Here is a 23,795-nt window from a genome sequence, read left to right as displayed (position 1 = left end):
TGCCCACTCCCTATAGCTTCCCGAATGTATACGCTTTTGTCAAAAGCAAAAGCCAACAACGCAGTTGCTGGCTTTTGCTCGTTAAGTCAAAATGGGAGCTTAAAACAACTCCTTGGCCACGCGCCGAATCGACTCCGACTTACCCATGGAATAATAGTGCAGACAAGGCACGCCGTGGGCCATCAGCTCGCGGCTCTGATTGATGCACCACTCAATGCCGATGCGGCGCGCATCCTCGTTGTCGCGGCACTGGCTTATAGCTTCGGCCAGCTCCTCCGGAATGTTGAGGAAAAAAGTGCGCGGCAGCATCGTGAGCTGGCTTTTGGTCGTCATCGGCTTCAGGCCCGGAATAATAGGCGCCGTAATACCCGCCGCCCGACACCGCTTTTCGAAGTTGAAAAACTGCTCATTGTCAAAAAACATCTGCGTGACAATGTACTCCGCGCCACGGTCCATCTTCTGCTTCAGAAAACGAATATCAGAGCCGTAGTTGGGCGCTTCAAAGTGCTTTTCCGGGTAGCCAGCCGTGCCGATGCAGAAGTTGGTCGGAAACGTATCCTCCTGCTCCTCATCCAGATAACGCCCTTGGTTCATGCACGCTACCTGCTCAATAAGGTCGCTGGCGTAAGCGTGGCCGTCGGGCTCCGGGATAAAGTGAGACTCCGACTTTATCGGGTCGCCGCGCAAAGCCAGCACGTTGTCGATACCCAAAAAGTGCAGGTCAATTAGGGCATTCTCGGTTTCTTCCTTTGAGAAGCCGCCGCACGTCAGATGCGGCACCGTATCTACATCAAACCGGTTTTTGATAGCCGCGCAAATGCCGACCGTGCCGGGCCGCTTGCGTACGGTTTTGCGCTCCAAAAAGCCGTTCGGCTGTTTGCGGTACACGTATTCCTCGCGATGGTAGGTCACGTCAATAAAGGGCGGCTTGAACTCCATCAGCGGCTCAATATTGCTGAACAGGTTTTGGATGTTCTCGCCCTTTCTGGGGGGCAAAACTTCGAAGGAAAACAGCGTTTTGCCGTCGGCTTTGATCAGGTGGTCAGTTACTTTCATATAGAACACCAGCAGTAGGCTGGTGAGAGTAGTGAGAGGAGCTTCGTGCTTACAGCGCCGTTACGGGTACGCTGGTTGGGTTATAATTGAGGTTGGGTGAAAGCCAGCGTTCCAGCTCTGCAATCGGCATGTTTTTACGCTGCGCAATGTCTTCTACCTGGTCGCGGGCTATTTTGCCGAGGCCAAAGTAGCGCGAATCGGGATGCGCGTAGTAGAGGCCGCTTACCGATGAGGCCGGGTACATCGCCAGGTTTTCGGTGAGGATGATACCCGTTTGCTGGTCGGCATCAAGCAGTTGAAACAGCGTGATTTTCTCCGTGTGGTCAGGGCAGCCAGGGTAGCCGGGCGCGGGCCGCACGCCGCGGTACTTCTCCTGAATCAGCTCTTCCTTCGTCAGCTTCTCATCAGCCGAATAGCCCCAGAATTCTTCCCGCACGCGCTGGTGCAGACGCTCAGCAAAAGCCTCGGCCAAGCGGTCAGCCAGCGCCTTAATCATGATGCTGGAATAGTCGTCATGGTCGGCCTCAAACTTTTCGATAAGCTTTTCAATACCCAAGCCTGCAGTCACGGCGAAACCACCAATGTAGTCTTGGCGGCCTGAATCTTTGGGGGCCAAAAAGTCGGAGAAGGCAAGGTTCGGAATGCGGGGGCCTTTTTCGCCCTGCTGACGCAAAGTGAAAAACTCGGTCATTACCTGCTCGCGCGTGTCATCTGCATAGACCTCAATGGTGTCGTAACCAACGGTATTTGCGGGCCAGAAACCAACCACCGCGCGGGCAGTGAGCAGGTTTTCGCTGATAACTTTCTGGAGCATTGCCTGGGCATCGGCAAATAGCTTGGTAGCCGCTTCGCCAAGGTTTTCGTCCTCCAGAATGCGCGGATAGCGTCCTTTCAGTTCCCAAGTATGGAAGAAAGGTGTCCAGTCGATGTACTCGGCCAACTCAGCCAACGGATAGTTGTCAAGCACTTTCGTGCCCAGAAAGGTTGGCTTCGTAATCGGAGTAGTCTCCCAATCAGCCTTAAACTGATTTTCGCGTGCCGCTTCAATAGTCAAGTAGTTCTTCTCCCGCTGGCGGGTAGCATAGTCGGCGCGGAGAGCCGCGTACTCGTCGCTAACGGTCTTGGCATAGGTCTCAGCACTGGAACCGAGCAGACTAGCGGCCACGCCCACCGAGCGCGAAGCGTCGTGCACGTGCACCATCGGCCCGGAGTAGTTGGGCGCCACCTTTACGGCCGCATGTAGACGGGAAGTAGTAGCACCACCAATAAGCAGCGGCGTCTTTAAGCCACGCTTTTCCATTTCTTGCGCCACGTACACCATCTCATCGAGGCTGGGCGTAATCAAGCCGCTTAGGCCAATTACGTCTACGTTTTGCTTCTCCGCTTCATCCAGAATACGCTCCAGCGGCACCATTACGCCGAGGTCCACAATGTCGAAGTTGTTGCAGGCAAGCACCACACCCACAATGTTTTTGCCGATGTCATGCACGTCGCCTTTCACGGTAGCCAGCAGAATCTTGCCAGCAGTTTGCCGCTCCGAGCCTTGCTTATCGGCCAGCAGGAAAGGCTCCAGATACGCCACTGCTTTTTTCATCACCCGGGCCGACTTTACTACTTGCGGCAAGAACATTTTGCCGGCGCCAAACAGGTCACCGACTACGTTCATGCCGGCCATCAGCGGACCTTCGATTACTTCCAGCGGCCGGCCTACTTGCTGGCGCACTTCTTCCGTGTCTTCATCAATAAACTCGGTGATGCCGCGAACTAGCGCGTGTTGCAGGCGCTCGGCCACGGGCAGACTGCGCCAAGCGTCGGCTACCACTTCCACCTTGTCCTTCTGCTTCACCGTTTCGGCAAAGTCTACGAGGCGCTCGGTGGCGTCGGGGCGGCGGTTGAGCAATACGTCCTCTACTAGCTCCAATAAATCTTTCGGAATCTCATCATACACGCCCAGCTGGCTGGGGTTTACAATACCCATGTCCAGCCCAGCGCGTATGGCGTGGTAGAGGAAAGAGGTGTGCATGGCTTCACGCACCACGTCGTTGCCGCGGTAAGAGAAGCTTATGTTACTAACACCACCGCTGGTAAGAGCGCCGGGCAGATTGGCTTTGATCCAACGCACGGCCTCAATGAAGTCCAAGGCATAGTTGCGGTGCTCCTCCATGCCGGTGCCCACGGTCAGGATGTTAGGGTCAAAGATGATGTCCTCGGCGGGAAAGCCTACTTCGTTTACCAGAATGTCGTAGCTGCGCTTACATATCTCGATGCGCTTCTCAAAAGAGTCAGCCTGGCCGTTTTCATCGAAGGCCATCACCACCATTGCTGCGCCGTACTGGCGCACGGTGTGAGCGCGCTCCTTAAATACTTCCTCGCTTTCTTTCAGCGAAATGGAATTGACGATGCTCTTGCCCTGCACGCACTTCAGTCCGGCTTCCAGCACGCTCCACTTTGAGGAGTCAATCATCACCGGCACCCGCGAAATGTCGGGCTCGGAGGCAATCAGGTTGAGGAAAGTGGTCATGGCCTGCTCCGAGTCGAGCATGCCTTCGTCCATATTCACGTCGAGCACCTGGGCACCGCCTTCCACTTGGTCGCGGGCTACTTGCAGGGCCTGCTCGTAAGCACCCGTGCGGATGAGGCGGGCGAAAGCGCGGGAGCCGGTCACGTTGCACCGCTCACCCACGTTTACAAACAGGCTGTCGGGAGTAATGCCAAACGGCTCCAAACCAGCCAAACGGGTGGCTTTGGGCACTTCAGGCAGTTGGCGTGGCTGGTATTTCTCGGCCAGCTTCGCCAACTCGGCAATGTGCTGAGGCGTGGTGCCACAACACCCACCGGCCACCGTTACAATGCCTTCTTTGAGGTAGTTTTCAACGACTGCCGCGAATTCCTGCGCCGACTCGTCGTAGCCTCCAAAAGCGTTGGGCAAGCCGGCATTCGGATAGGCCGAAACGTGCACATCGGCAATGCGACTCAGCTCCTTTACATACACGTGTAGCTGGTCCGCACCGAGGGCGCAGTTCAAGCCCACGCTTAGCAGCGGCAAATGACTGATAGAGTTCCAGAACGCCTCTACCGTCTGCCCCGAAAGCGTGCGACCCGACGCATCAGTGATAGTGCCCGAAATCATGACCGGTACCACTTTGCCGCCTTCATCAAAGAACTTCTGCACGGCATACAGCGCCGCTTTCGCATTGAGCGTGTCGAAGATGGTTTCTATCAATAGTGTATCCGAACCGCCTTCCACCAGGCCACGCACCTGCTCCAGATAAGCGGTAGCCAGCTCGTCAAAGGTCACGGCGCGAAAGCCGGGGCGGTTTACGTCGGGCGAGAGCGAAGCGGTCCGGTTGGTGGGGCCGATGGCACCTGCTACGAAACGCGGTTTGTGCGGCTCGCGGGCGGTAAACTCATCAGCCACTTCTTTCGCAATTCGCGCCGACTCGTAGTTCAGCTCATATGCCAAGTGTTCCAAGCCATAGTCGGCCTGGGCAATGGTGGTGCCGCTGAAGGTGTTGGTTTCCACCATGTCGGCGCCGGCGGCGAAATACTCAGCGTGAATGCCGCTGATGATATCAGGGCGGGTGAGGCTGAGTAAGTCGTTGTTGCCGCGCAGGGGCTTGGGGTGGTCGGCGAAGCGCGTTCCCCGAAAATCCTCTTCCGTCAGTGGGTGACGCTGAATCATGGTGCCCATGGCGCCATCGAGCACCAGAATGCGCTGTTGGAGAATGTCGTAAAGGGGAGAGGCGGGGCGAGTCGTTTTCATAAGATCTCCTTTGGAAAAAGGCGTTTTTAGCGCTGCTTATCCAGAAAGAGAACCTCGCAACGCGGGCTCCGCACTTATCTTCTTTTGCCCGTGGGGGACAAAATGGGAGTTGGCACCTTGTTTTACTCAGGTTGCCAAGACGTCGTAGGGCCCAGTCCCTCGGTCTTTCTGGATAAGTAGCTGGACAAAGATACAGCAAGACGACGAAAAAAGTTTACCTGGATTTTTTAACTCATTCACGGATGAGCATTACACGCTTGGGGGGCTTTTTTGTACACAAAAAAGGTCCGGTTTAGAAGCCGGACCTTTTCCATAAACTTAGGTTGAAGAGAGGGCTAAAGCGCTTTCTTCCGCTCGGCCTGAAACTTCTTTAGCTGCGGGTCAATCACCTTTTTGTCTCCCACAACGACGATTGTCATTTCATCGGGACGTACGTATTTCTTGGCCGCATCCTGCACTTCCTTAGGCGTAATGGCGTGAATATCTTTCACCTGATTGGTGAGGTAGCTGTCGGGGAGGCCGTGCAGATCGAGGAAGCTGAGCTGACTGATGATGCCGGCGGGTGTGGAGTTACGGAGCACAAACAGGCCCGCTTCGTAGTTTTTGATGCCTTCCAACTCTTCGGCTGTGGGAGCCTCTTTTTGCAGACGCTCCACTTCATACACAATTTCCTTGAGCGAATTGCCGGTGTGTTCGGTGGTTACGTCGGCTACCTCGGCCCACTCCCCCACGCGGTAGCGGGCATTCACGTTGCTGGAAGGAGAATAAGTATAGCCTTTATTCTCGCGAATATTACTAGTGATGCGCGAGCCAAAAGAGCCCCCAGCAAGGAATTCATCACACGTAAGCGCGTGAAATCGGGATGGGTCGGATCGACGACAGGTAGGCCGATCACCAGCGTAGACTGGGGCGCGCCGGGGCGGTTCTGCACCATCAGATCGGTTTTGGTGACTGGCTTGGCAATCTCGATGCGCGGAGCGGGGCCTTTGGTCCAGTTGTTTAGAGACGATGTAACCGCCTCGCGCATAGCCTTTTCATCGAACTTGCCGGCGGCGTATACTGCCGTGCGCTGGGCACCAAACTGCTTGGTGTAAAAGTCGCGCACCTGCTCGGGGCCATAGGCGTTTACTTCGGCGTCGGTGGGAATATCGCGGCCGTAGGGGTGCCCTTTGTACAGAGCCATCGAGAACTTGGTGCGGGCCTGAGTGCCCGGCTGGGAGCGGGAAAGATTATTTTCGCGCTTAAAGTCATTTTTGATGCGCTCAATCTCGGAAGGTGGGAAAGCCGGGTTTTGCACCAAGTCAGCCATCAGCTTTACCAGTTCCGGACCGTATTCTGACAGTACCGAGCCAGTAATAAAGGTCTGATTGGGGCCTACCGATACACTGAGTGAGCCACCCATACGGGCCGCTTTTTCTGATATCTGCTTAGCGGAGAGCGTGGTGGTACCTTCCCGCATGAGGCGCCCTACGATGTCGGCCAGGCCGTTCTCGTTGGCGGCCTCGTGCACGTTGCCAACTTGTACGATCATACTCACCGTTACTTTCGGAATGTCACCGTAAGGTACCAGCGTGGCTTGCAGGCCATTATCCAGCGTAAATTCCGTCTTGGGGGGCAAAGTGAAGTCGCGGGGGGCGCCGCCGGCGGGCGGCGTTTCTTTTTGGGCTAAAGCCGGGGTGCTAAGGACACAGGCGACGCTCAGCAGGCCAATAAGTATATTTTTCATGAGGTATGTCTTTGGAGGAGTTACCAACTGTAAGCCGAGTGATGCACTAGCTTTTCGCCAATGGATTAATCGTTAGAATCGTCCGGTTTGTGGGCCGCAGATATTCGCGCAGCGTTTTCTGCATCAGCTCCGGCGTCACTTTCCGAAACTCGCTTTCCAATTGATTTATCCGCTTCGGGTCATTCTCGAATAAAGCGAAACTGGCCAGCAAATCGGCCTTGCCGAAGCCGTATAGCTGACTTACCTGGTCGTATAAGTCGGAGCGCATTTTCACAATAGCCAAATCCAGCATCTCCTGGCTTACGCCTTCCTTATCAAGCTTCTGAATTTCGCGGTCCAGCACGGCTACCACAGAATCGGCCGAAACGGTTTTGTCATACACCAGGCTGCCATCCCAGAGCATGGGGCCGTTGTAGTTGAACATGTTGCCCAGGCTCGAGTTGATGCCGCCGCTCACCGAGCCGGTGTAGCCACGCTCCTGCACCAAGGCATGGTACAAGCGGCTGTCGTTGCCCTGCAATAGAATCTGGTCGAGCAGGCCCATGGCATAATACTCCGGCGTGTTTTTGTCGGGCATGTGGTAGGCGAAGGCCAGGGCGGGCTTGGTGGCCAGCTTGTCGTCTTTGCTGAAGCGTTGCTCCTTTTCCTGGCGGGGCTCCGTCAGGTCTACTTTGGGGGGCAATGTTGACTTCGGAATGTTCTCGAAATACTTCTTAATCCACGTTTTTGCCTCGGCGGGGTTGAAGTCGCCGACTACAACCAGCGCCGCATTGTTGGGCGCATAAAAAGTCTTGAAGAAGGATTGAACGTCCTCCAGGTTAGCCGCGTCGAGGTCTTTTAGGTCGCCGTAGAAGTTGTGGGCGTTGTGCCAGTTCTTGTTGGCGTACTGGGGCATATCCAGCCACGGAAAGCCGCCGTAGGGCTGATTGAGCACGTTTACCTTCACCTCGTTTTTCACCACACCCTGCTGGTTGGTCAGGTTTTCCTGGGTGATGTTGAGGCCGCGCATGCGGTCGGCTTCGGCCCAGAGCATGGTTTCGAGCTTGTGCGCAGGCACGATTTCGAAGTAGTTGGTGAAGTCGAAGCGGGTGGAGCCGTTCAGGATGCCGCCGTTTTTCTGCACCACCTGAATGAACTCCATTTTGCCCAGGTTTTTGGAGCCCTGAAACATCATGTGCTCAAATAAGTGCGCGAAGCCCGTGCGGTTGCGAGGCTCAATGCGGAAACCGATGTTATAATACGCCGCAATGGTTGCCACAGGGGCCGTTTTGTCGGGTGAAAGCACCACCTTCAGGCCATTGTTGAGCGTGTAGTACTCCACGGGCACCTGGTAGGTAGCTACTTTGGCTACCTCCGTGGTCTGGGAAGCTTGGGGGGCATTTGTGTCGCCGGCCACCCCCGACGTGGTTTTCTGACTACAGGAATTCAGGGCAAAAAAGCCCCCCAAACCCAATAGTAGAGTGGGAATAAATCGTTGTGTTGAGAGCATAGCTAGTGGAGGCTGGGAAGTGGAAGAATTTTGGTTTTACGATATTAAGAAAAGCTAAGCATTTATATAAAAGATGCCATTCTTAATTGTACCGTTGCTTTCCACTTGGCCTTCGGCTGCTATATCTCCACTTTTAGCGTGGCGGGCTTCGGCGTTATCACAAACATTTCACCATGAGGCACAATCGTAATCTGGCCGTACTCCTGGAGTAGCTGCATGTAGGCCTCGGCCACGGGGCGCGGGTTGCGGTCGAGGTCGTAAAGGCCGCAGGCGTTGACGGTCCCGACTTTGCGCGTCAGGCCAATATCCCAGTCTACTTGGTCGATGAGGGAATACCAGGTGAAGCCCAGCACGGGCACACCCTCCGCCCGCATTCTGAGAATATTGACCCACTGTTTCCAAAGCCAGGTAGGAGCATCTTTAGCCTCAAAAACGTTGGTTTCGGTGTGCATTACGGGCTTGCGGTAGCGGCTGTAGTATTCCAGCGTAATGTTGTACCAGCCTAGCACATCCACGCTAGTGCAGATTTCACCGCTGGGCAGAATAATCTTCTCGTTGCGGCCGTAGTAGTCGTTGCCCATAATCTGGTAGCCGGGTGGCTCACCGGCCATAAACCAGTCGTACTCCTTGCGGGTCAGGCCATTATCGAGCAGATACGTGAGCACATCGGCGTCGGGGTGATGGGCATACAGAAGGTCCAGGGCCAGGAAGCGCAGCTTGTTATCGAGCTTAATCTGGGAGCAAGGGCTTGCTTTTAGCTCGTGGATATACTCAGCCGATTCGCTTTGCACAATGATGCAGTCGGGGCGCTGCAGGGCTATTTGCTGGGTGGCCATAATGCTGGCGGCTACCAAGTGCTTCATAGCTGTTACGAATCCTTTATCGGTGCGCAGTTGCTCATTCCAGGCTCCGTCCTTGGCGCTCATGCGGGCCGTCACGTATATTTCGTTGATGGGCGTATAGTAGCGCACCCACGGGTAGCGTTTGGCTACGGCCCCGGCAAAAGCGGCAAAATGTACGGGTAGCTCCGGGTTCTGGAAGTTGCCCAACCAGTCGGGCACACCAAAGTGCAGCAGATCCAGGATGGGCGTGATTCCCAAGCGCTGCATCTCATTCATGACCAAGTCGGCAAACTCCCAGTCGTAGCGCCCCGGCCCTTTGTGCATGCTGTAGTAGGGTAGGCCGTAGCGCAATACCTTCAGGCCCATGTCTTTAACCAGCTGCAGGTCTTTTTGCCAGTGCTCGTAGTGCCCACACTCGGCCAGCAAGTCGCGGCGGGTCCGGCCGTTCTCGATCGTAGGATAGGAACACTCAATGCCGGTGGCAAACATGAAGTTGCCGGGAGTTCCGGTGGGCAGCCCGCTCCCGTCGTGGCCGCCGGCTCCGCCGTACTGGTCGCCCTCATAGCTGCCGTTGCCGAATTTGTCTATGATGTGCGTTAGAAATCCTTTAGCCATGAGGAGGAATGATTAAGCGTCTCTTCTTTGTTCGCTTTCCAAAAACTTGTCGGCCGTGCGCAGGCTCAGCGCCATAATAGTTAGGGCAGGGTTAACGCTTAAAGCGCTTGGAAACACGGAGTTGTCGCAGATGTATAAGTTGGGTACGTCGAAGGCGCGGCCGTCGGGGTTTACCACGGCATCGTCGCCGGAGAGGCCCATGCGAGCGGTACCAATGACGTGCGCCGAGCGCGGAAACGCCCAGATATCGGTGGCGCCGGCTGTTTCCCAGATGCGGCGCATGAGCTGCTCGGCGTGGCGGTTCATGCGGATCTCGTTTTCGTGGTTGGTGAAGTGCAAGCGGGGCTTGGGCAACCCACGGGCATCTTTTTCCTCGGCTAATTCCAGGAAGTTATCTTCGTGGGGCAAGCAGTCGCCCAGAATGTTGATGCCGGCAATGTGGTTATAGCTGCGCATATACTCGCGCAATTTTGCCCCCCAGAGCTTACGTTCCCGCACTACCTGGCCCGCAAACGTAACGGGCATCATGCCAATACTTTGCAATAGATAACCGCCCGCAAAGTCGGCATCGGCTGGGCGGTGGGTATCCTCCGAAATTAGCCCCCCAGGAATACCTTTGTAGGGTCGAATGTCTTCGGGGAAAGTGCCCCACACCTGCACGCCGGGGTGAGCCATAAAGTTGCGACCTACATGCCCACTACTCAGCGCTAACTCATTCAGCAGCAGCAGACGCGGTGTTTCCACGGCCCCGGCGCAGATAAATAAATGGCGGCACCGCTGGCGTTGCGTAATGCCGTTGTGTTCATACACGACGCCCGTTACGCGGCCTTGCTCATCGCGCTCGATCTCGGTGACGAAGCAGTTAGGACGGATTTCGGCGCCGTGCGCGACGGCTAAAGGCAGAAACGTGACGTCCATGCTGGCTTTTGCGCCGGTGCTGCAACCGGCCTGGCAGAAGCCCCGGTTGGTGCAGGCCTCGCGCCAGCCCACACCCTCCTGGTAGTAGCGCGCCGACAAAGCCGCGTTAGCCGCCGGCGACGTCTTAATTCCTAACTGCTGACAGGCTCGCTCCATAAGCTGAGCGGCGCCATTAAGCGGCAGCGGCGCCAGCGGATAGCCGCGGCCGCGCTTAGGTCCCCAGGGGTAAGGCGTAGGGCCCGAAATGCCCAAGAAATGTTCTATCTCCTCGTAATAGGGCTCTAACTCCTCGTAGCCAAACGGCCAATCGACGCCCACGCCAAAGTCGCGGTTTAGGTGGAGGTCATCGGGTTGGGCGCGGGGCGTGTAGGCGGTGTAATGGAGGGTAGAGCCGCCTACGCCAGTACCAGAGTTGTTTTTGCCAAAGGCTACCGGGTTTTTTCCTGCTGAAAGGCGTTCGTCGTTCCAAAAAAGAAACTCCTGGGCTTTTTCATCGGTAGCAAAATCAGTTTTGGGATTGTGCCAAGGGCCGGCTTCCAAAGCTACCACTTTCAACCCAGCCATAGCCAGGCGCGCCAGCAGCGGCGCACCACCTGCTCCGGTGCCGATAACCAGGCAATCGACCTCGTCGGTTGGAAGTGGAATTTCGGCTGGCTGGGGCTCGGGCTCCAGGGCCGAATCCTGCATAATCTGCTTCAAAAGAGGATCTTGCACCTCCTGCTTCAGCGGATTCAGCACACCTTCTTCTATTACTTCTTCGTCGGGCATATAAGATTAGTAAGCACACGCCACGGCGCGTTCAATCGGTAGAATAGTAAGAACAAAAGGCTGCGCTCTTCGGTGAAGGCAGCTTGTTTTACAGACTTGGCGGGGGCGAAATAGCTTCCGGCTCGCGGGGCTCTAACTCGTTTAAGCCTAAGCGAGTCCAGCCGGGTGCGTCGGCCATACCCACGTAACCAATCTCTTCCTGAGCGAGCGGGTGAGCGTAGTAGAGTTCGGTTAGCTCGGCTAACATTTCTTCAAAAAAACGAACGGCGGGTACCGTCTGCCATGCTTCGCCGGGTGCTTCACCAACCTGAACTAACTCAAGTACACTAGCTTGCTCGTCTGGGGTTAACGCTCGGAATTCTTGCTGAAACAAGGACTCAGCGGCTTGGTTTATGCCCCCCAGACCCAAGCGATACGCTTCGCGGTCGGGGGCATGGCATCGTAGCGCCAGCCATCGCTGAGACCGGCGGCCAGGCGACGGTCTACGCTGGGCGCCAACTCGATAGGCGCGTCGGGGCGGTCGGGCTGGGGAAAAAGGCAGGCGGCTACTGCTCGCAGCAGATCGTAGGCGGCGGGCTCCAGAAACTGAGGCTCGTAGGCCGGCGCATCGAGGCGCTCTTGGAGAGCCGTGCGAGTAGCTTCGGTGACGAGGTCGGTGGCGAGCAGCGCGCGCACGGTACCGTCGGGATAGTGAGGAGAAGTCATGGGCAGAGCAGCTGATAAGGGAAGCTACAGGTAGTAAACTGCTTGGAAGCCAAAACTTCCCGCTACGCTTATCGCTTAGCACCAATACCTGCGTAAATGCTTAACTGTTGAGCTGGCGTTATGGTTGCCGCTCCCCGGAGTACGCTGCCGGCCGCCTACTGCCAAGCCGCACTAAAGTGGTGCCTGGGTTACTGGTCGCTGGATAATTTGCCCCCCGTAACGTGGACTAGACTTCCCGTCATGAAAGAGCCATCCTGTGAGGCCAGCAGCACGTAGGCGGGGGCCAGTTCCTCGGGCTGACCGGGGCGCTGAAGCGCTACTTCGTAGCCAAACTTCTCTACTTCTTCCAGGGGCATCGTGGCCGGAATGTTGGGCGTCCAGACGGGGCCGGGCACGACGCAGTTTACGCGGATGTTCCGTTCGCCCAGGTGGGTAGCCAGTGATTTGGTGAAGGCGTGAATAGCCGACTTGGTGGCCGTATAATCGATAAGCAAAGGGTTGCCGGTAAGCCCCACGATGCTGCCCGTATTGATGATACAGTCGCCGCTTTCCATATGGGGCAGGGCGGCCTGCGCCATCCAGATATAGCCAAGAATGTTGGTGTCGAAAGTGCGGCGAATCTGCTCCTCGCTGATGTCCTCAAACTTTTCCTGCGCCATTTGGAAAGCCGCGTTGTTGACCAGAATATGCAGGCCACCTAGCTCGGCGTGGGTACGGCGCACGGCCTGGCGGCACTGCTCAGGGTCGCGCACATCGAGGCGGAGCAGCAGGCAACGGCGCTTCTGCGCTTCTACCAATCGTTGCGTTTCCTGGGCGTCCACGTCGTTTTCGTTGTAAAGCACGGCTACGTCGGCACCTTCCATAGCGAAGGCTACCGCTACAGCGCGCCCGATGCCCGAGTCGGCGCCGGTGATAAGGGCAATTTTGCCCCCCAGCTTATTAGCGGCGCGGTAGGTTGAGAAACTCATGCCGGGCTGAAGCTTCATGTCAGCTTGTTTGGCGGGGTAGGGAAGCTTCTGCGCGTGCTTCTTCATGTCCTTCGCCGTGGGATGATCTATCGGCGCAGGGGCTTTTTTGGTGGAGGCGTTTGGGGCGGGGGCAGAAGCTTTTTTGGCCATAACAGAGCGATGTGATAAAGTTGAGTCACTGTCTACGCAGAATCTCGACGGGAGGTAGCTGCGTGATATTGTATACAAGAAACCCCGCCCCGGAATGTTCCGAGGCGGGGTTCAGTATTAGAAGCCGTTTGGCTGCTGAGAAGGCTAGTAATTCACGATGTCCTGCTTGGGCGAAGCCTCCGTGGCTTCTGCTACCTCCAACGAAGGATAATCGATGTAGCCTTTGTCGTCGCCGCCGTAGAAAGTAGCCTGATCGGGCGTGTTGAGGGCAGCACCCTGCTCGAAGCGTTCCACCAAGTCGGGGTTAGCAATGAACGGGACACCGAAGGCAATAAGGTCGGCTTCGTTGTTTTCTAAAGCGGCTTCAGCTGTTTCCTGGGTGTAGCCGCCATTCAGAATAAACGGGCCATCAAAGATTTTACGCAGGTGCGGAGCTATCGGCTCCTGCCCAGCTTTTGCGGCCATCGGGTGACCCGGCAGCGCCTCAATGATGTGCAGATAGGCTAGGCCAAACTTATTGAGCTGCTCCGTTACGTAGCTGAAGGTACCTAGGCGGTCGGAGTCAGAAATGCCCCCCACGTTGCCAGTAGGGGCCAAACGGATGCCGACACGGTCGGCACCAAATACCTCAGCGGTTGCCTCTACTATTTCCAGCACAAAGCGGGCGCGGTTTTCTACGCTGCCGCCGTATTCGTCGGTGCGCTGGTTGGTACCATCCTGGATAAATTGGTCGAGTAGGTAGCCATTGGCACCGTGCAGCTCGACTCCGTCGAAGCCGGCATCTTTTGCGTTTTGAGCCGCTTGGCGAAAGTCATTCACCACGTCAGCAATCTCGCTGATCTCTAGAGCGCGCGGGGCCGGAATTTCTTCCATGCCATTGGCGGTGTAGGCCATCACGTCGGTTGGCTTCACGCTGGATGGAGCAACGGGCAATTCGCCGTTGTGGAAGAATGGGTGCGAAATACGACCTACGTGCCACAGCTGAATAAAAATTCGCCCCCAGCGGCGTGTACAGCATCCGTTACTTTTTTCCAGCCCGCTACCTGCGCTGCTGAGTGAATGCCGGGTGTGAAAACGTAGCCTACGCCCTGCGGCGAAACCTGGGCGCCTTCAGTAATAATAAGCCCTGCCGAGGCCCGCTGCCGGTAGTATTCCACCGTGGAGTCGGTAGGCACATTGCCGTCGTTATTGGCGCGGCTGCGCGTCATGGGCGCCATTACGAGGCGGTTGGGTAAAGAAAGAGCGCCCATTTGGAAGGGCGTGAACAGATGCTTGGTTGCAGATGACATAAGAAGGGTGATAACTGACTTAAAAGAATGAAAGCACGTGTGAGCCTTCGCTTACTTGGCGCGTCTTGCCAAACCACTCAGTGGCGGTAATGGTTAACCGGCGGCCTGCTTTATGGGGACGCAAATACTTCCTTTCCGCCTATTGGCGGCGCTTGCAAAGGTCTCGTCAATAGGATATATTTGTCAAGTAGGTACCATAAAGTAATGCAGGTACCTATTAGAAACTATAGTTGATAATCAATAACTTAAAATGATAGCAACGCCAAAGAATGCGCCGATATGCCCAATTACGGCAGCACTCGATGTATTGGGGGGCAAGTGGAAGGTGTTTATTCTCTCGTACTTGGCGGAGCACGGCACCTTGCGCTTTGGCGAGCTGAAACGCCTCATTCCGAGAGTAACACAGAAGATGCTGGCCCAGCAGCTTAAAGAGTTGGAGGAAGCAGGCCTCGTCAATCGGCGCGTGTATGCGCAGGTGCCGCCTAAGGTAGAATATCGCCTGACTGCCCACGGCGAAACCCTGTGTCCAGTATTACACTCCCTGCGCGAGTGGGGTAATCTGCACCGTGAGGCGCTGGGCTTAGGCGAAGCGCCCTGCGCAGAAGCAACATCAGACGCGCTGGCAGTGGCCGGATAACTCATAGGCGGTGGGCGGTTACGGTTTACTGGGGGGCTTTTCTGACCATTTCGGGGCGGGTTTGCGTAGGTAGGCTACACGTTTCAACCTCCTCCTTATGCCCGCGTCTGCCGCCCCTGCTTTTATTTGTTTGCATTACTGGGCTGGTTCGAGGCGAGAGTGGGCCGCAGTAGCCGCCGAGCTGGCTCCTGACTACGCCTGCCTGACTCCCGATTTAGGTGGATTTGGAAGTGCTCCGGCTCCGGTGGGTGGCTACTCAGTGCAGGCATATGCCGAAGCCATAGCCGCCTACATTAGGGAGCAGGGGGTTCGTACTTATATTCTGGTTGGGCATAGTATGGGGGGCAAAATTGCTCTTGCCTTGGCCGCTCAGCAGCCCGTCGGCTTGCGCGGATTGGCCTTAATCTCGCCCTCGCCGCCTTCCCCTGAGCCTATGACGGATGAAGAGCGTACCACGTCCTTACACGCCTACGGCAACCCGCAGGCGGCCGCCCGCACGCTAGCTCACATTACGGCCCGGCCGCTGCCAGAGGATACGAATGCACAAGTCATCGAAGATAATCTGCGCACTACGCGCGCGGCCTGGGACGCGTGGCTGCTGCACGGTAGCCGTGAAAATATTCTGGCTCAAATGCCCCTTATTACCGTACCAGCCGTTGTGCTGGCCGGCGACGCCGATGCGGTCATGTCACCGTCGTTGCATGGGCTTGAAACGCTACCACATTTGCCCCCCAATACGCCTTTGGAAATAATAGGTGGGGCTGGCCACTTGCTGCCGCTAGAAGCGCCGCAGGAAGTAGCAACGCTTTTGCGGGAGTTTGCCGATTCGCTAGCGAGCTAGACTTCTGAGGTGTCAATGACTAACACCGAAACCTCAATGAAAAGACCGTCATGCAGAGCGGTAGCGAAGCATCTCGCGTGCTGACTCAGGAGTATTAATCTAACGACGTGAGCGAGATGCTTCGCTGCCACTCTGCATGACGGTCGGGCTTATATGATGTAATCTGATGTAATCGTCTTCTACGATTGTCTAAATTACGGCTTCAAGGCTAAGCTAGCTTTCACACGAGGGCTTTTCTCGTTGGGTTTTTGCAGGAAAATCAACTCGTTCAGCTCGCCTTTTCGCCAGGTTTCGATCATGTCGTCATAGTAGGCTGAGCCGGGGTTGCCGCTTTGGCCCCCGGGAAATACGCCGAAGGCTTTCACTTGGGGGCCAAGAGCAACCACCATGCGCCAAGAGGGGCCGTTGCGCTCCGAAATAGCATTGACGATGGCTGCGCCGCCGCCTACTTCTAGGTCCATGCGGCCGAACCCTTTGAGCTGGGCCAGATGCAAAATGTCGGTGCTTTTTTGGTTGGCCCAACGCCAAGACGGACCTTGGGGGCCAAATTTCCGTTGCAGTGAGTCGGTGGCAAACTGTAGGGATGCCTGCACCAATTGGGTCAGGGTTTCGCGCTGAGGCGTGCGCCGGTCGTCGATCCAGCGACTGGTATCTTGCAATAAGATTAGATTATTAGTCCGGTCGCGGGGCGGATAGCTCATTTCTAAGCCCGTGGCTGCGGCCCCAAAATCATCATCCCAGAGGCGCTTTACTAAGTTGCTGTACCAGAGGCTGAACACGCTGGGCGCAATAGCATCTGCGTCGTAGAAATAATTCCAGCGCTGCATGGTCTCGTATGCTGAGCGCTGGGCGGCAGTTAGTTGCTGGGGCTGCACCAAAGCCAGCAGGCGCGGCAGCATCAGCTGGGCGTTCAGGTTGAGGTTATCCAGCTGCAAAAGGCGCAAACTGTCAGTCGTGGCGCCCTGCATAGCGCTCAGGCGCTCATTTATGCGGTGTCCCCGCTCCCAAGTGCCAAACGACCACCCCAAATAATAAGGATAATCGGGCCCCGCCGGAAACTGGTTGGCTGAGCTAACGAAGCCCCGCGCCGGGTTGCGCACATGAGGGTTGTGGGCCGACGGAATCCACCCTTGCCAGTCGTGGGCCGGGTTGGTGCCATCGAGGATAAACTTGCCTTGATCGGCCCATTTCAGCGGAAACTTGCCATTGGGCCAAATCGCAATGTCGTTTTGAGCACTGGCAAAAATGAAGTTTTGGGCTGGGGAGGCAAAGAAGGGAATGGCCGCGGTATAGTCGGCGTAATTTTGGGCCCGGTTCAAGCCGTAGAGGGCTTTTACCTCGTTGCCGCCTTCGTGGGCAGTCCACCGTAAGGCATGTCGAACGGGTGTTTGCTTGTTAAAAACCTTCTCGTTCTGATCATACACCACCGGGCCGTGGTGGGTATAGAGCACCGTGTCGAGGCGGTCAGGCAAGCCGCGCACCTTGATGCGCTCTATCACCCGGCGTACCGGCTTCCAGCGGCCGTCGTGCCAGTACTCGCGCTTTGCGTTGTCTTTGAATTTGAGCTGATACCAGTCGAGAACATCAGCGCCCACATTGGTTACGCCCCAGGCTACCTGCTGATTAAAGCCAATAATAACTAAGGGCGAACCCGGAATAGTAACCCCATACACATTCACGCCGGGCGCCACCAGCTGAATCTGATACCAGATGCTGGGCAGATTTAGCTGTAAGTGCGGGTCATTGGCCAAAATAGGAAAGCCCGTTGCCGATTTAGCGCTGCTGACCGCAAAGTTATTGGACCCCAACTCAGGGTCTGGCTCCCGCGTGGGTACTTTATCCGACATGGCAGCTCCAAATATGGGTGGCTTAGGGGGCGTCGGAACGGGCGTAAAATCTAGGGGGCTGCCAACTGGCACAATGGGGTCTTCGCGGGTCGGATAGCTGGGAAAAAGATCGTTGGTGATGGCTGGCCCGTACTCGTTCAAGGCATTCGAGAGGCGCAAATCATCGGAGCGACCACTCAGGTCCCAGGCCATGAGTTTGAGCAGCAACGCGCATTTCAGGGGCTTCCAGGGCTCAGGTTTGTAATCCAGTAGCTTGTATTCGAATGGTAGGTCTTCGGTCGACAGGCTACTGATATAGGCGTTCACACCGGCCGAATACGCCTCCAGCACCATGCGCGTAGTAGGATCAGCTAGCATCACATCCAGCGACTTCTGGGCCCCAAACGGCAAACCCATGCGCCGCTGAAACCGGTCATACTCCAGGGCTTTCGCGCCTACTATTTCCGAAATACGGCCGGCCGCTACGTGCGTTTGAAACTCCATCTGCCAGAGCCGGTCGCGGGCGGTGAGGTAGCCTTGGGCAAAGTAGAGGTCGTGGTCGTTTTGGGCAAATACGTGGGGTACGCGCCGGTCATCGAGGCGCACTTGCACGGGCGCTTGCAGGCCGGATAAGGTTAGTTCCTGCTGCTCATTTGCCTCCGTAGCGGCCTCCGCGTTTTGCCAAAAGCCTACAAAAGGGCTTAGAAACTTGCCAAAAGGCGGCAGGTCACCCTGCTTGCTGTTGAGTACCCAAGTAAGCGTAACACTGACCAGCAGTGCCAACAAGGCCTTTATCCAAGCCATAAAGAATGGTAGAAATCGGGTGAAAAAGCCCCCCAGCAGGTTGGCAAGTGCCGTTAAGTTATAGTGATGCGCTCACATAACAACGCTTACTCTTCGTTAACCAACGTATGCCCAAAAATTTGCCCCCCGCTCACACGAAAAAGCCCGAACCCCTGCTAAAGCAGAAAGTTCGGGCTTTTAGAGTAGAGAAGTAAAGACTTATCGGCCTGCGGCTACTGCGTGCGCGGCAGGCTCGAGTGGTACCTGAATCTGGCGAACCAAACCGGTAATCCCACGTTGCTGCAATTGCCGGCGCACGGTATCAGCGGCTTTGCGGTCGGCGAATTGGCCTACTACCACGCGGTTGAGAGCTTTGCCATTCACGGTTTCGGGCGTCACCGTTACCACTAGCTTGTTGTTGATTGACTGAATCTTGGTAAGCTGGTTCTGAGCATTCAGGGCGCTGCCGAAGGTGCCGGTTTGTACTACATAGGCTGCCGTTGAGGCGGGAAGCGTAGCAGGTACCGATGTTTCGGTGGTAGCCACCACGGGCATTTCCGGGTCAATGGTGTCGTTGAGGATCTCAGCCAAATCTTCGGGGGCATCCGTGGGGCCAAGGGGCGTCGTTTCGGGGACTACTTCGGCCACTACTGAAATGGCACCTTGCTGAATAATACCCAGCGGGCGGGCGGCAATTTCGGCTAAATCGAGAATCCGCTGGTGGCGGAATGGGCCGCGGTCGGTAACGCGTACGACTACTGATTTGCCGTTTTGGGGGTTGGTTACGCGTAAGCGGGTATTAAAGGGAAGCGTCTTGTGAGCGGCGGTGTACTTGTTGCGATCAAATCGCTCGCCGCTGCTGGTAGGTAAGCCTTGATGTTGGATGCCGTACCACGAGGCCCGGCCGCGTAACACGACAACTTTTTTGCGAGTGGTAGCTGTGGGAGCCTTATCGTCGTCGCTGAGCCGGGTGGCAAATGCGGTTTGGGGGAAGGCTAAAGGCAAGGTCAGGAGCAGAGCAAACAGCCAACCGGCAAGAGGTAATCGGAGGGATCGAATCACACTTTTAGACAATTGGTAAACAGCCAAAACTAGAGCACCACTTTTTGGCGGAGAGTCAATTCCACCGGCGGTAGCTGTTTCCAAGTATAATAAATTATATTTTTTGAATAAAACTTGTACGAAAATAATTTGTACTTCCTGTAGCAAAAGGCGCTTTTGTGTTTCAGAAAGATGGTCTTAGTATTATTAAAAGAAGGCTTAGAAGGGCTAAAAAGAATGATATTATTTGATTGGTACAAAATTTTGTCATTGGCCTGTTGAGCATGTTCAAAGCCGTGTTGCAAAAGTCCTCGAATTTTGTTACTGGAATAACCTACTTCCTGCGGCGAGATTTGCCGTACTTTGCTCTATGGATTTTGGCCGCCTTTCCGACCTGCGCGGCGTGGATTTCACGCTTCCTCCCGACCACCCCGAGACGGCTTCGCTGCTGGCGCGTGCGCAAGCCACGGCGCCACCTCAGCCCGCCGTATATGTGGGGTGTCCTATTTGGACGAACAAGGCTTGGCTAGGCTCTTACTTCCCGGCAGGCATTAAGGATAGTGACTACCTGCACCATTACGCCCGGCAGTTCAACAGCATTGAGTTGAACACCACGCACTACCGCATCCCCGACGCGCCCACCGTGCGCAAGTGGCGCGATGCGGTGCCGCCGGGCTTCAAGTTTTGCCCCAAGATGCCCCAAAGCATCACCCACGAGCGGGAGCTATACAATGCCGATGAACTGACCACTTCGTTTTGCCGGGCCATCAGCGGGCTGGAAGAACATTTGGGGCCAGCCTTTCTACAATTGCCCCCCACGTTCGGGCCGGAGCACATGCGCCGCCTAGAGCGCTACCTGCTCGATTTTCCAGCCTATGTGCCGCTGGCCGTGGAACTGCGTCACCCGCGGTGGTTTGCCGATACGGGCGTGCGCGACACGGTTTTTGCCTTGCTGGAAGCTCTGAACAAGACGCTGGTAATTACCGACGTAGCTGGTCGCCGCGACGTGCTTCACCAGCGCCTGACTACGCCCACGGCCTTCATCCGCTTCAATGGCCACGGCCTCGGCAACAGCGACTATCGCCGCGCCGATGTTTGGGCTGAGCGCCTGGCCGGCTGGTTGAGCGCTGGCTTGCACACGGCTTACATATTTATCCATCAGAAGGATATTATGCACTCGCCCATTTGGACGCAGTATTTTCTGGATAAGCTACGCACGCTAACGGGCCTCGAAATTGCCCCCCCGAAGATTATTGTCCAGCCTGTGCAAGGAAGTTTGTTTTAAGCAAGAGCCGGCCAATCAATGTCAGCTGGCTCTCGCTTCAACTACTTATTTAAGTGGGTTAAGGCCGCCAGTGCAGACCCCGAAATTGTCGCTTTCGTGCTATCCGCAAATTGGTAGCGTAGCTTGGGAATAGACACATTGTCTAATACGAGTTGGCTCTTATTGCGAATATCGAAGCTGGCCGCCGCAATTTGGTTGCCTGGCATTACATAAAAGGCTGAGCTGCTGCGGGGGCTTAGTCCGGCCACTACATGCAGTTGCCTGAAGTCATTGCCAGTTAGCTTCACCGAACTAGCATTGTCCTGCTGAATCCGCAGGCTGTCTTGGTCGAACCCTGATACCGTGACAGCATAGCTTGACGGTGACGCCTTATCGGTGGTGAGTTTGCCTTTTACTGAGTACATAGCATTAGTAGCCAAGCTACTAAGTCGCGGACAGCTGATCATCACCGCGTAAGAGGGTCCTGCATACTCCCTTTCTTCGGGAAATATGGCGTCGAGGCGCAGGCGCTTGCCAATCTGCTTTACCTGCACATACTCGGCCGCATCGTTGCGCACCCACACTGCGTACGGGCCCGCCGAAACTTTCACGTTGAGAATATGGGCTGGGTTTACCTCCAACGCCTCAAAATCCTGAAAGCTTAAGGCTGTGAAGTTCTTATAAGGATCTTTATAGGCGCCTTTATTATACTCTTTTTTTAAGGCCATATTATAAGCCGCCAGCGAAGCGAGCAGGAATACCAAAGCCGTCAGAGCTATTTTATTGCTGGTTTTCATAATTACTTCTCAGTGGGTGCGTAATGCTCACGCTTAAATTGCTCGTACCTATTTTGTAATTCATCCAGGCTAATATCTAGGAGAAAAACATTGCGGAAAAAATCAGGTAATTCCTGCTGCAGAAAGTGCTCCTTGCGGTAGCGTTTTACTTTTTCAATAGCGTCGGGAGCTACAAAAAAGCCAATGCCACGCTTATTGTAGAGTACTTCCTGATTTTGCAAAAATTCGTATGTGCGCATCACAGTGTTGGGATTAACTTGTAGCTCACCAGCTAAGTCGCGTACCGAAGGGATTTTGTCGTCGGAGGGCCATTTTTCCAGTAAAATATTTTCACCTACATAGCTGGCTATTTGCAGGTAAATGGCTTCATTATCTTTGAACTCCATGGATTTGTTCCCCTATTAAATTTGCTTTTCCTTTATTCGGACATAAGCAGTTGTCCAGAAAAAGAACGCTAATATGATGGGCACTAGAATAATGAGCTGTTGCTGCTGCTGGGGTAGTTCCAGAGAATACATCTCTTTGTCGGCTTGCAAGAATACATCAGCGAAAGGCATAGCCATTTTTAAGTCTTGCGTAAAAAGCGTTTTCAAAATTTGAAAATTCAGCACAGCTACAACTCCCAAACCCAGAAAAAATAAGAAAGCAGTTTTAATAAATTGTATTTTGGTAAAGAAAATTGCCCCCCAGATAGCTACTGCGTGTATAAAGGCATATATAATATAGGTCTTCAAGCCTTGCTGATCCGGGGAGAAAACATTTAGTATTTCTTTTTCCTGCCCATACCACTCGTCGATGCTTACTACCAGTGCTGTTACTAGATAAAAGCTAGCAGTAAAGACAACTAAAAATATTATAAAGGAATATACCCACCCCACCAAGTATTTTTCGAAATGGGATGCAGGAAGGCTAAGAGCTGCAATTGCTTGGTTTTTGTTTCCTAAATTAGAGAATATGGTGCTAGTGAAAATAAATCCCGCCCCGAATAAAAACAGCATAAAGAATATATCCTGCATTCTAGCATTCAGGGGAGTGCCGGATATGTAGGCAATAAATCCCATAATCAACATCATCACTCCTATTAATACTCCCGTTGATAAAAGGTACTGATTCAAATATTCAGCGGAGTGTTTTCGGAATAGCTGTCCGAAGCGTTGGGCGTTAAAATGATTTTTCATACGTCGGCTGGGCTAAATATTGGAGGACCGTTGGATTACCGCTGGTAAGTGAGTTGAAGAGTACTTCTAAGTCTACCCGGCTGTAGCGCCCGTCGGTGTTGGGCAGAATGACCTGCTGGCCGCGTACCGACTTTTCCGCATATAGCACATCAAGGCCATCAGTAGTAGAATGAGTGGCGAAAGTGAGTCGCTCGGCCACCTGATCCAGCTCCTGATTCAGCACAATTTTGCGGTCGTGCAGCACTACTACCGTATCAATGAGGCTGTCGAGGTCGCGCACTTGATGGGTAGAGATAATCATGCAGCGGTCTTCGGTAAGAGCGGAAGCCATAATCTTGCGAAACTGCACTTTGGAAGGAATGTCGAGGCCATTCGTAGGCTCATCCATCACCAGCAGCCCCGTATTGGTAGCCAGACTAAATGCAATCATAAACTTCTTCTGCTGACCAAAGGAGAGTCGGTCTAAAATTGCCCCCCGCGGCACTTCAAACTCTTGCAGATACCGTTGCAACTCGGCCTCTTGAAACCGAGGGTAGAAGCAGGCAGTGTGCTTCACAAACTGCTCGACGGAAAGTGCAGGTACAAATATTTCTTCGGGCAGAAAATACAGGTCTTCAAGCACCGATGGAAGTCGCTTGGCTGCCGGCTGACCGTTGATCTGGCAGGAACCCGCTTGCGGGAAAGCCAAGCCAATCATGTTCTTAAGGAGAGTAGACTTGCCAGCGCCGTTCTTTCCTAATAGCCCATAAATGTGTCCTCGTGACAAGGATAGGCTCAGATTCTCGAAAAGTAAATGCTTTTTGGAGTATCCAAAACTCATATTGTTTACATGAACCATAAGAAATCTGTCTTAGTGTATTACATATCTAGTACACTGTAAATGTACTTGAGTATTTGTCTTTTCAAATACTTTCAAATAAATATTTCTTATGATGCTGATTGGCAAGTAGGCACTCGCATTTTTAGGCTGGCTTCGAACATTATTCAAGTCTTCTTACTTGGTTTCTTGCTCAGCTTCAGCTACCAGATACACTTAGCCCGTAGGTAAAGCGTTTTCGCTCCGCGCAGGCTAGAGAGCATCTACCAATGCAGGCCGAAAGCCGTATCTTGGAACACAACACACTATTGTCAGCGCTTTT

The 23,795-nt window shown here is 54.6% G+C and carries 17 protein-coding genes, 2 pseudogenes and 1 riboswitch; of the genes and pseudogenes, 3 read left to right on the top strand and 16 right to left on the bottom strand.

Going from position 1 to position 23,795, the window contains the following annotated elements; translation table 11 throughout:
- Positions 1–99 precede the first annotated feature (99 nt).
- The 10 genes and pseudogenes from metF to EPD59_RS20150 form a co-directional block, all read right to left on the bottom strand.
- The gene (gene metF, locus EPD59_RS20190; RefSeq protein ID WP_133274353.1) at positions 100–1,056 is read right to left on the bottom strand and encodes a methylenetetrahydrofolate reductase [NAD(P)H]; all 957 of its coding nucleotides are present in this window, start codon (positions 1,054–1,056) and stop codon (positions 100–102) included.
- Positions 1,057–1,105: 49 nt separating this feature from the next.
- The gene (gene metH / locus EPD59_RS20185) at positions 1,106–4,819 is read right to left on the bottom strand and encodes a methionine synthase (protein ID WP_133274352.1); all 3,714 of its coding nucleotides are present in this window, start codon (positions 4,817–4,819) and stop codon (positions 1,106–1,108) included.
- 71 nt (positions 4,820–4,890) lie between these two features.
- Positions 4,891–4,998: riboswitch (SAM riboswitch) on the bottom strand.
- 156 nt (positions 4,999–5,154) lie between these two features.
- Positions 5,155–6,350: pseudogene (locus EPD59_RS20180) on the bottom strand (M16 family metallopeptidase).
- Between the two features lie 241 nt (positions 6,351–6,591).
- Complete coding sequence (locus EPD59_RS20175; protein WP_133274351.1) at positions 6,592–8,034, bottom strand: M16 family metallopeptidase; 1,443 nt, start codon at positions 8,032–8,034, stop codon at positions 6,592–6,594.
- Between the two features lie 119 nt (positions 8,035–8,153).
- Positions 8,154–9,491, bottom strand: coding sequence for a family 1 glycosylhydrolase (locus EPD59_RS20170; protein ID WP_133274350.1), 1,338 nt, complete (start codon positions 9,489–9,491; stop codon positions 8,154–8,156).
- Between the two features lie 12 nt (positions 9,492–9,503).
- Positions 9,504–11,177 carry a GMC family oxidoreductase gene (locus EPD59_RS20165; protein WP_133274349.1) on the bottom strand — a complete coding sequence of 558 codons (1,674 nt, stop codon included), beginning with the start codon at positions 11,175–11,177 and terminating at the stop codon, positions 9,504–9,506.
- A gap of 88 nt (positions 11,178–11,265) precedes the next feature.
- The gene (locus EPD59_RS22940) at positions 11,266–11,586 is read right to left on the bottom strand and encodes a gluconate 2-dehydrogenase subunit 3 family protein (RefSeq protein WP_240731526.1); all 321 of its coding nucleotides are present in this window, start codon (positions 11,584–11,586) and stop codon (positions 11,266–11,268) included.
- Positions 11,568–11,882 (bottom strand): hypothetical protein, encoded by a 315-nt coding sequence (locus tag EPD59_RS22935; protein ID WP_240731525.1) that lies wholly within the window; start codon positions 11,880–11,882, stop codon positions 11,568–11,570. The genes EPD59_RS22940 and EPD59_RS22935 overlap by 19 nt, the downstream gene beginning before the upstream one ends.
- A gap of 188 nt (positions 11,883–12,070) precedes the next feature.
- Positions 12,071–12,916: an SDR family oxidoreductase gene (locus EPD59_RS20155; RefSeq protein WP_240731775.1), complete on the bottom strand. Its 846-nt coding sequence runs from the start codon at positions 12,914–12,916 to the stop codon at positions 12,071–12,073.
- Positions 12,917–13,144: 228 nt separating this feature from the next.
- A pseudogene (locus tag EPD59_RS20150) lies at positions 13,145–14,208 on the bottom strand (alkene reductase).
- 331 nt (positions 14,209–14,539) lie between these two features.
- Between EPD59_RS20150 and EPD59_RS20145 the strand changes: the two are divergent.
- Positions 14,540–14,926, top strand: coding sequence for a winged helix-turn-helix transcriptional regulator (locus EPD59_RS20145; protein ID WP_133274347.1), 387 nt, complete (start codon positions 14,540–14,542; stop codon positions 14,924–14,926).
- Positions 14,927–15,023: 97 nt separating this feature from the next.
- A complete protein-coding gene (locus tag EPD59_RS20140; protein WP_133274346.1) occupies positions 15,024–15,767 on the top strand; it encodes an alpha/beta fold hydrolase in 744 nt (247 codons plus the stop codon).
- A gap of 194 nt (positions 15,768–15,961) precedes the next feature.
- On the opposite strand, the gene EPD59_RS20135 is transcribed toward EPD59_RS20140, so the two are convergent.
- Positions 15,962–18,397, bottom strand: coding sequence for a penicillin acylase family protein (locus EPD59_RS20135; RefSeq protein ID WP_133274345.1), 2,436 nt, complete (start codon positions 18,395–18,397; stop codon positions 15,962–15,964).
- 198 nt (positions 18,398–18,595) lie between these two features.
- Complete coding sequence (locus tag EPD59_RS20130) at positions 18,596–19,438, bottom strand: septal ring lytic transglycosylase RlpA family protein (RefSeq protein WP_165963679.1); 843 nt, start codon at positions 19,436–19,438, stop codon at positions 18,596–18,598.
- Positions 19,439–19,787: 349 nt separating this feature from the next.
- Here EPD59_RS20130 and EPD59_RS20125 point away from each other — a divergent pair, with 349 nt between their 5' ends.
- Complete coding sequence (locus tag EPD59_RS20125) at positions 19,788–20,702, top strand: DUF72 domain-containing protein (RefSeq protein WP_133274343.1); 915 nt, start codon at positions 19,788–19,790, stop codon at positions 20,700–20,702.
- Between the two features lie 41 nt (positions 20,703–20,743).
- On the opposite strand, the gene EPD59_RS20120 is transcribed toward EPD59_RS20125, so the two are convergent.
- The 4 genes from EPD59_RS20120 to EPD59_RS20105 are packed head-to-tail and all read right to left on the bottom strand — an operon-like array spanning position 20,744 to position 23,422.
- Positions 20,744–21,478 carry a hypothetical protein gene (locus EPD59_RS20120; protein ID WP_133274342.1) on the bottom strand — a complete coding sequence of 245 codons (735 nt, stop codon included), beginning with the start codon at positions 21,476–21,478 and terminating at the stop codon, positions 20,744–20,746.
- A gap of 2 nt (positions 21,479–21,480) precedes the next feature.
- On the bottom strand, positions 21,481–21,864 hold the full coding sequence (locus EPD59_RS20115) for a GntR family transcriptional regulator (RefSeq protein WP_133274341.1): 384 nt from the start codon (positions 21,862–21,864) through the stop codon (positions 21,481–21,483).
- 15 nt (positions 21,865–21,879) lie between these two features.
- Positions 21,880–22,656 carry a hypothetical protein gene (locus EPD59_RS20110; protein WP_133274340.1) on the bottom strand — a complete coding sequence of 259 codons (777 nt, stop codon included), beginning with the start codon at positions 22,654–22,656 and terminating at the stop codon, positions 21,880–21,882.
- Positions 22,640–23,422, bottom strand: a complete 783-nt coding sequence (locus EPD59_RS20105; protein ID WP_240731524.1) for an ABC transporter ATP-binding protein — start codon at positions 23,420–23,422, stop codon at positions 22,640–22,642. Before EPD59_RS20105 ends, EPD59_RS20110 begins: the two co-directional genes overlap by 17 nt.
- Positions 23,423–23,795: the final 373 nt, after the last annotated feature.

The organism is Hymenobacter radiodurans (assembly GCF_004355185.1).
GTDB lineage: Bacteria > Bacteroidota > Bacteroidia > Cytophagales > Hymenobacteraceae > Hymenobacter > Hymenobacter radiodurans.
The sequence above is the reverse complement of the archived record's forward strand: the minus strand, read 5'-3'. Positions and strand labels throughout refer to the sequence as shown.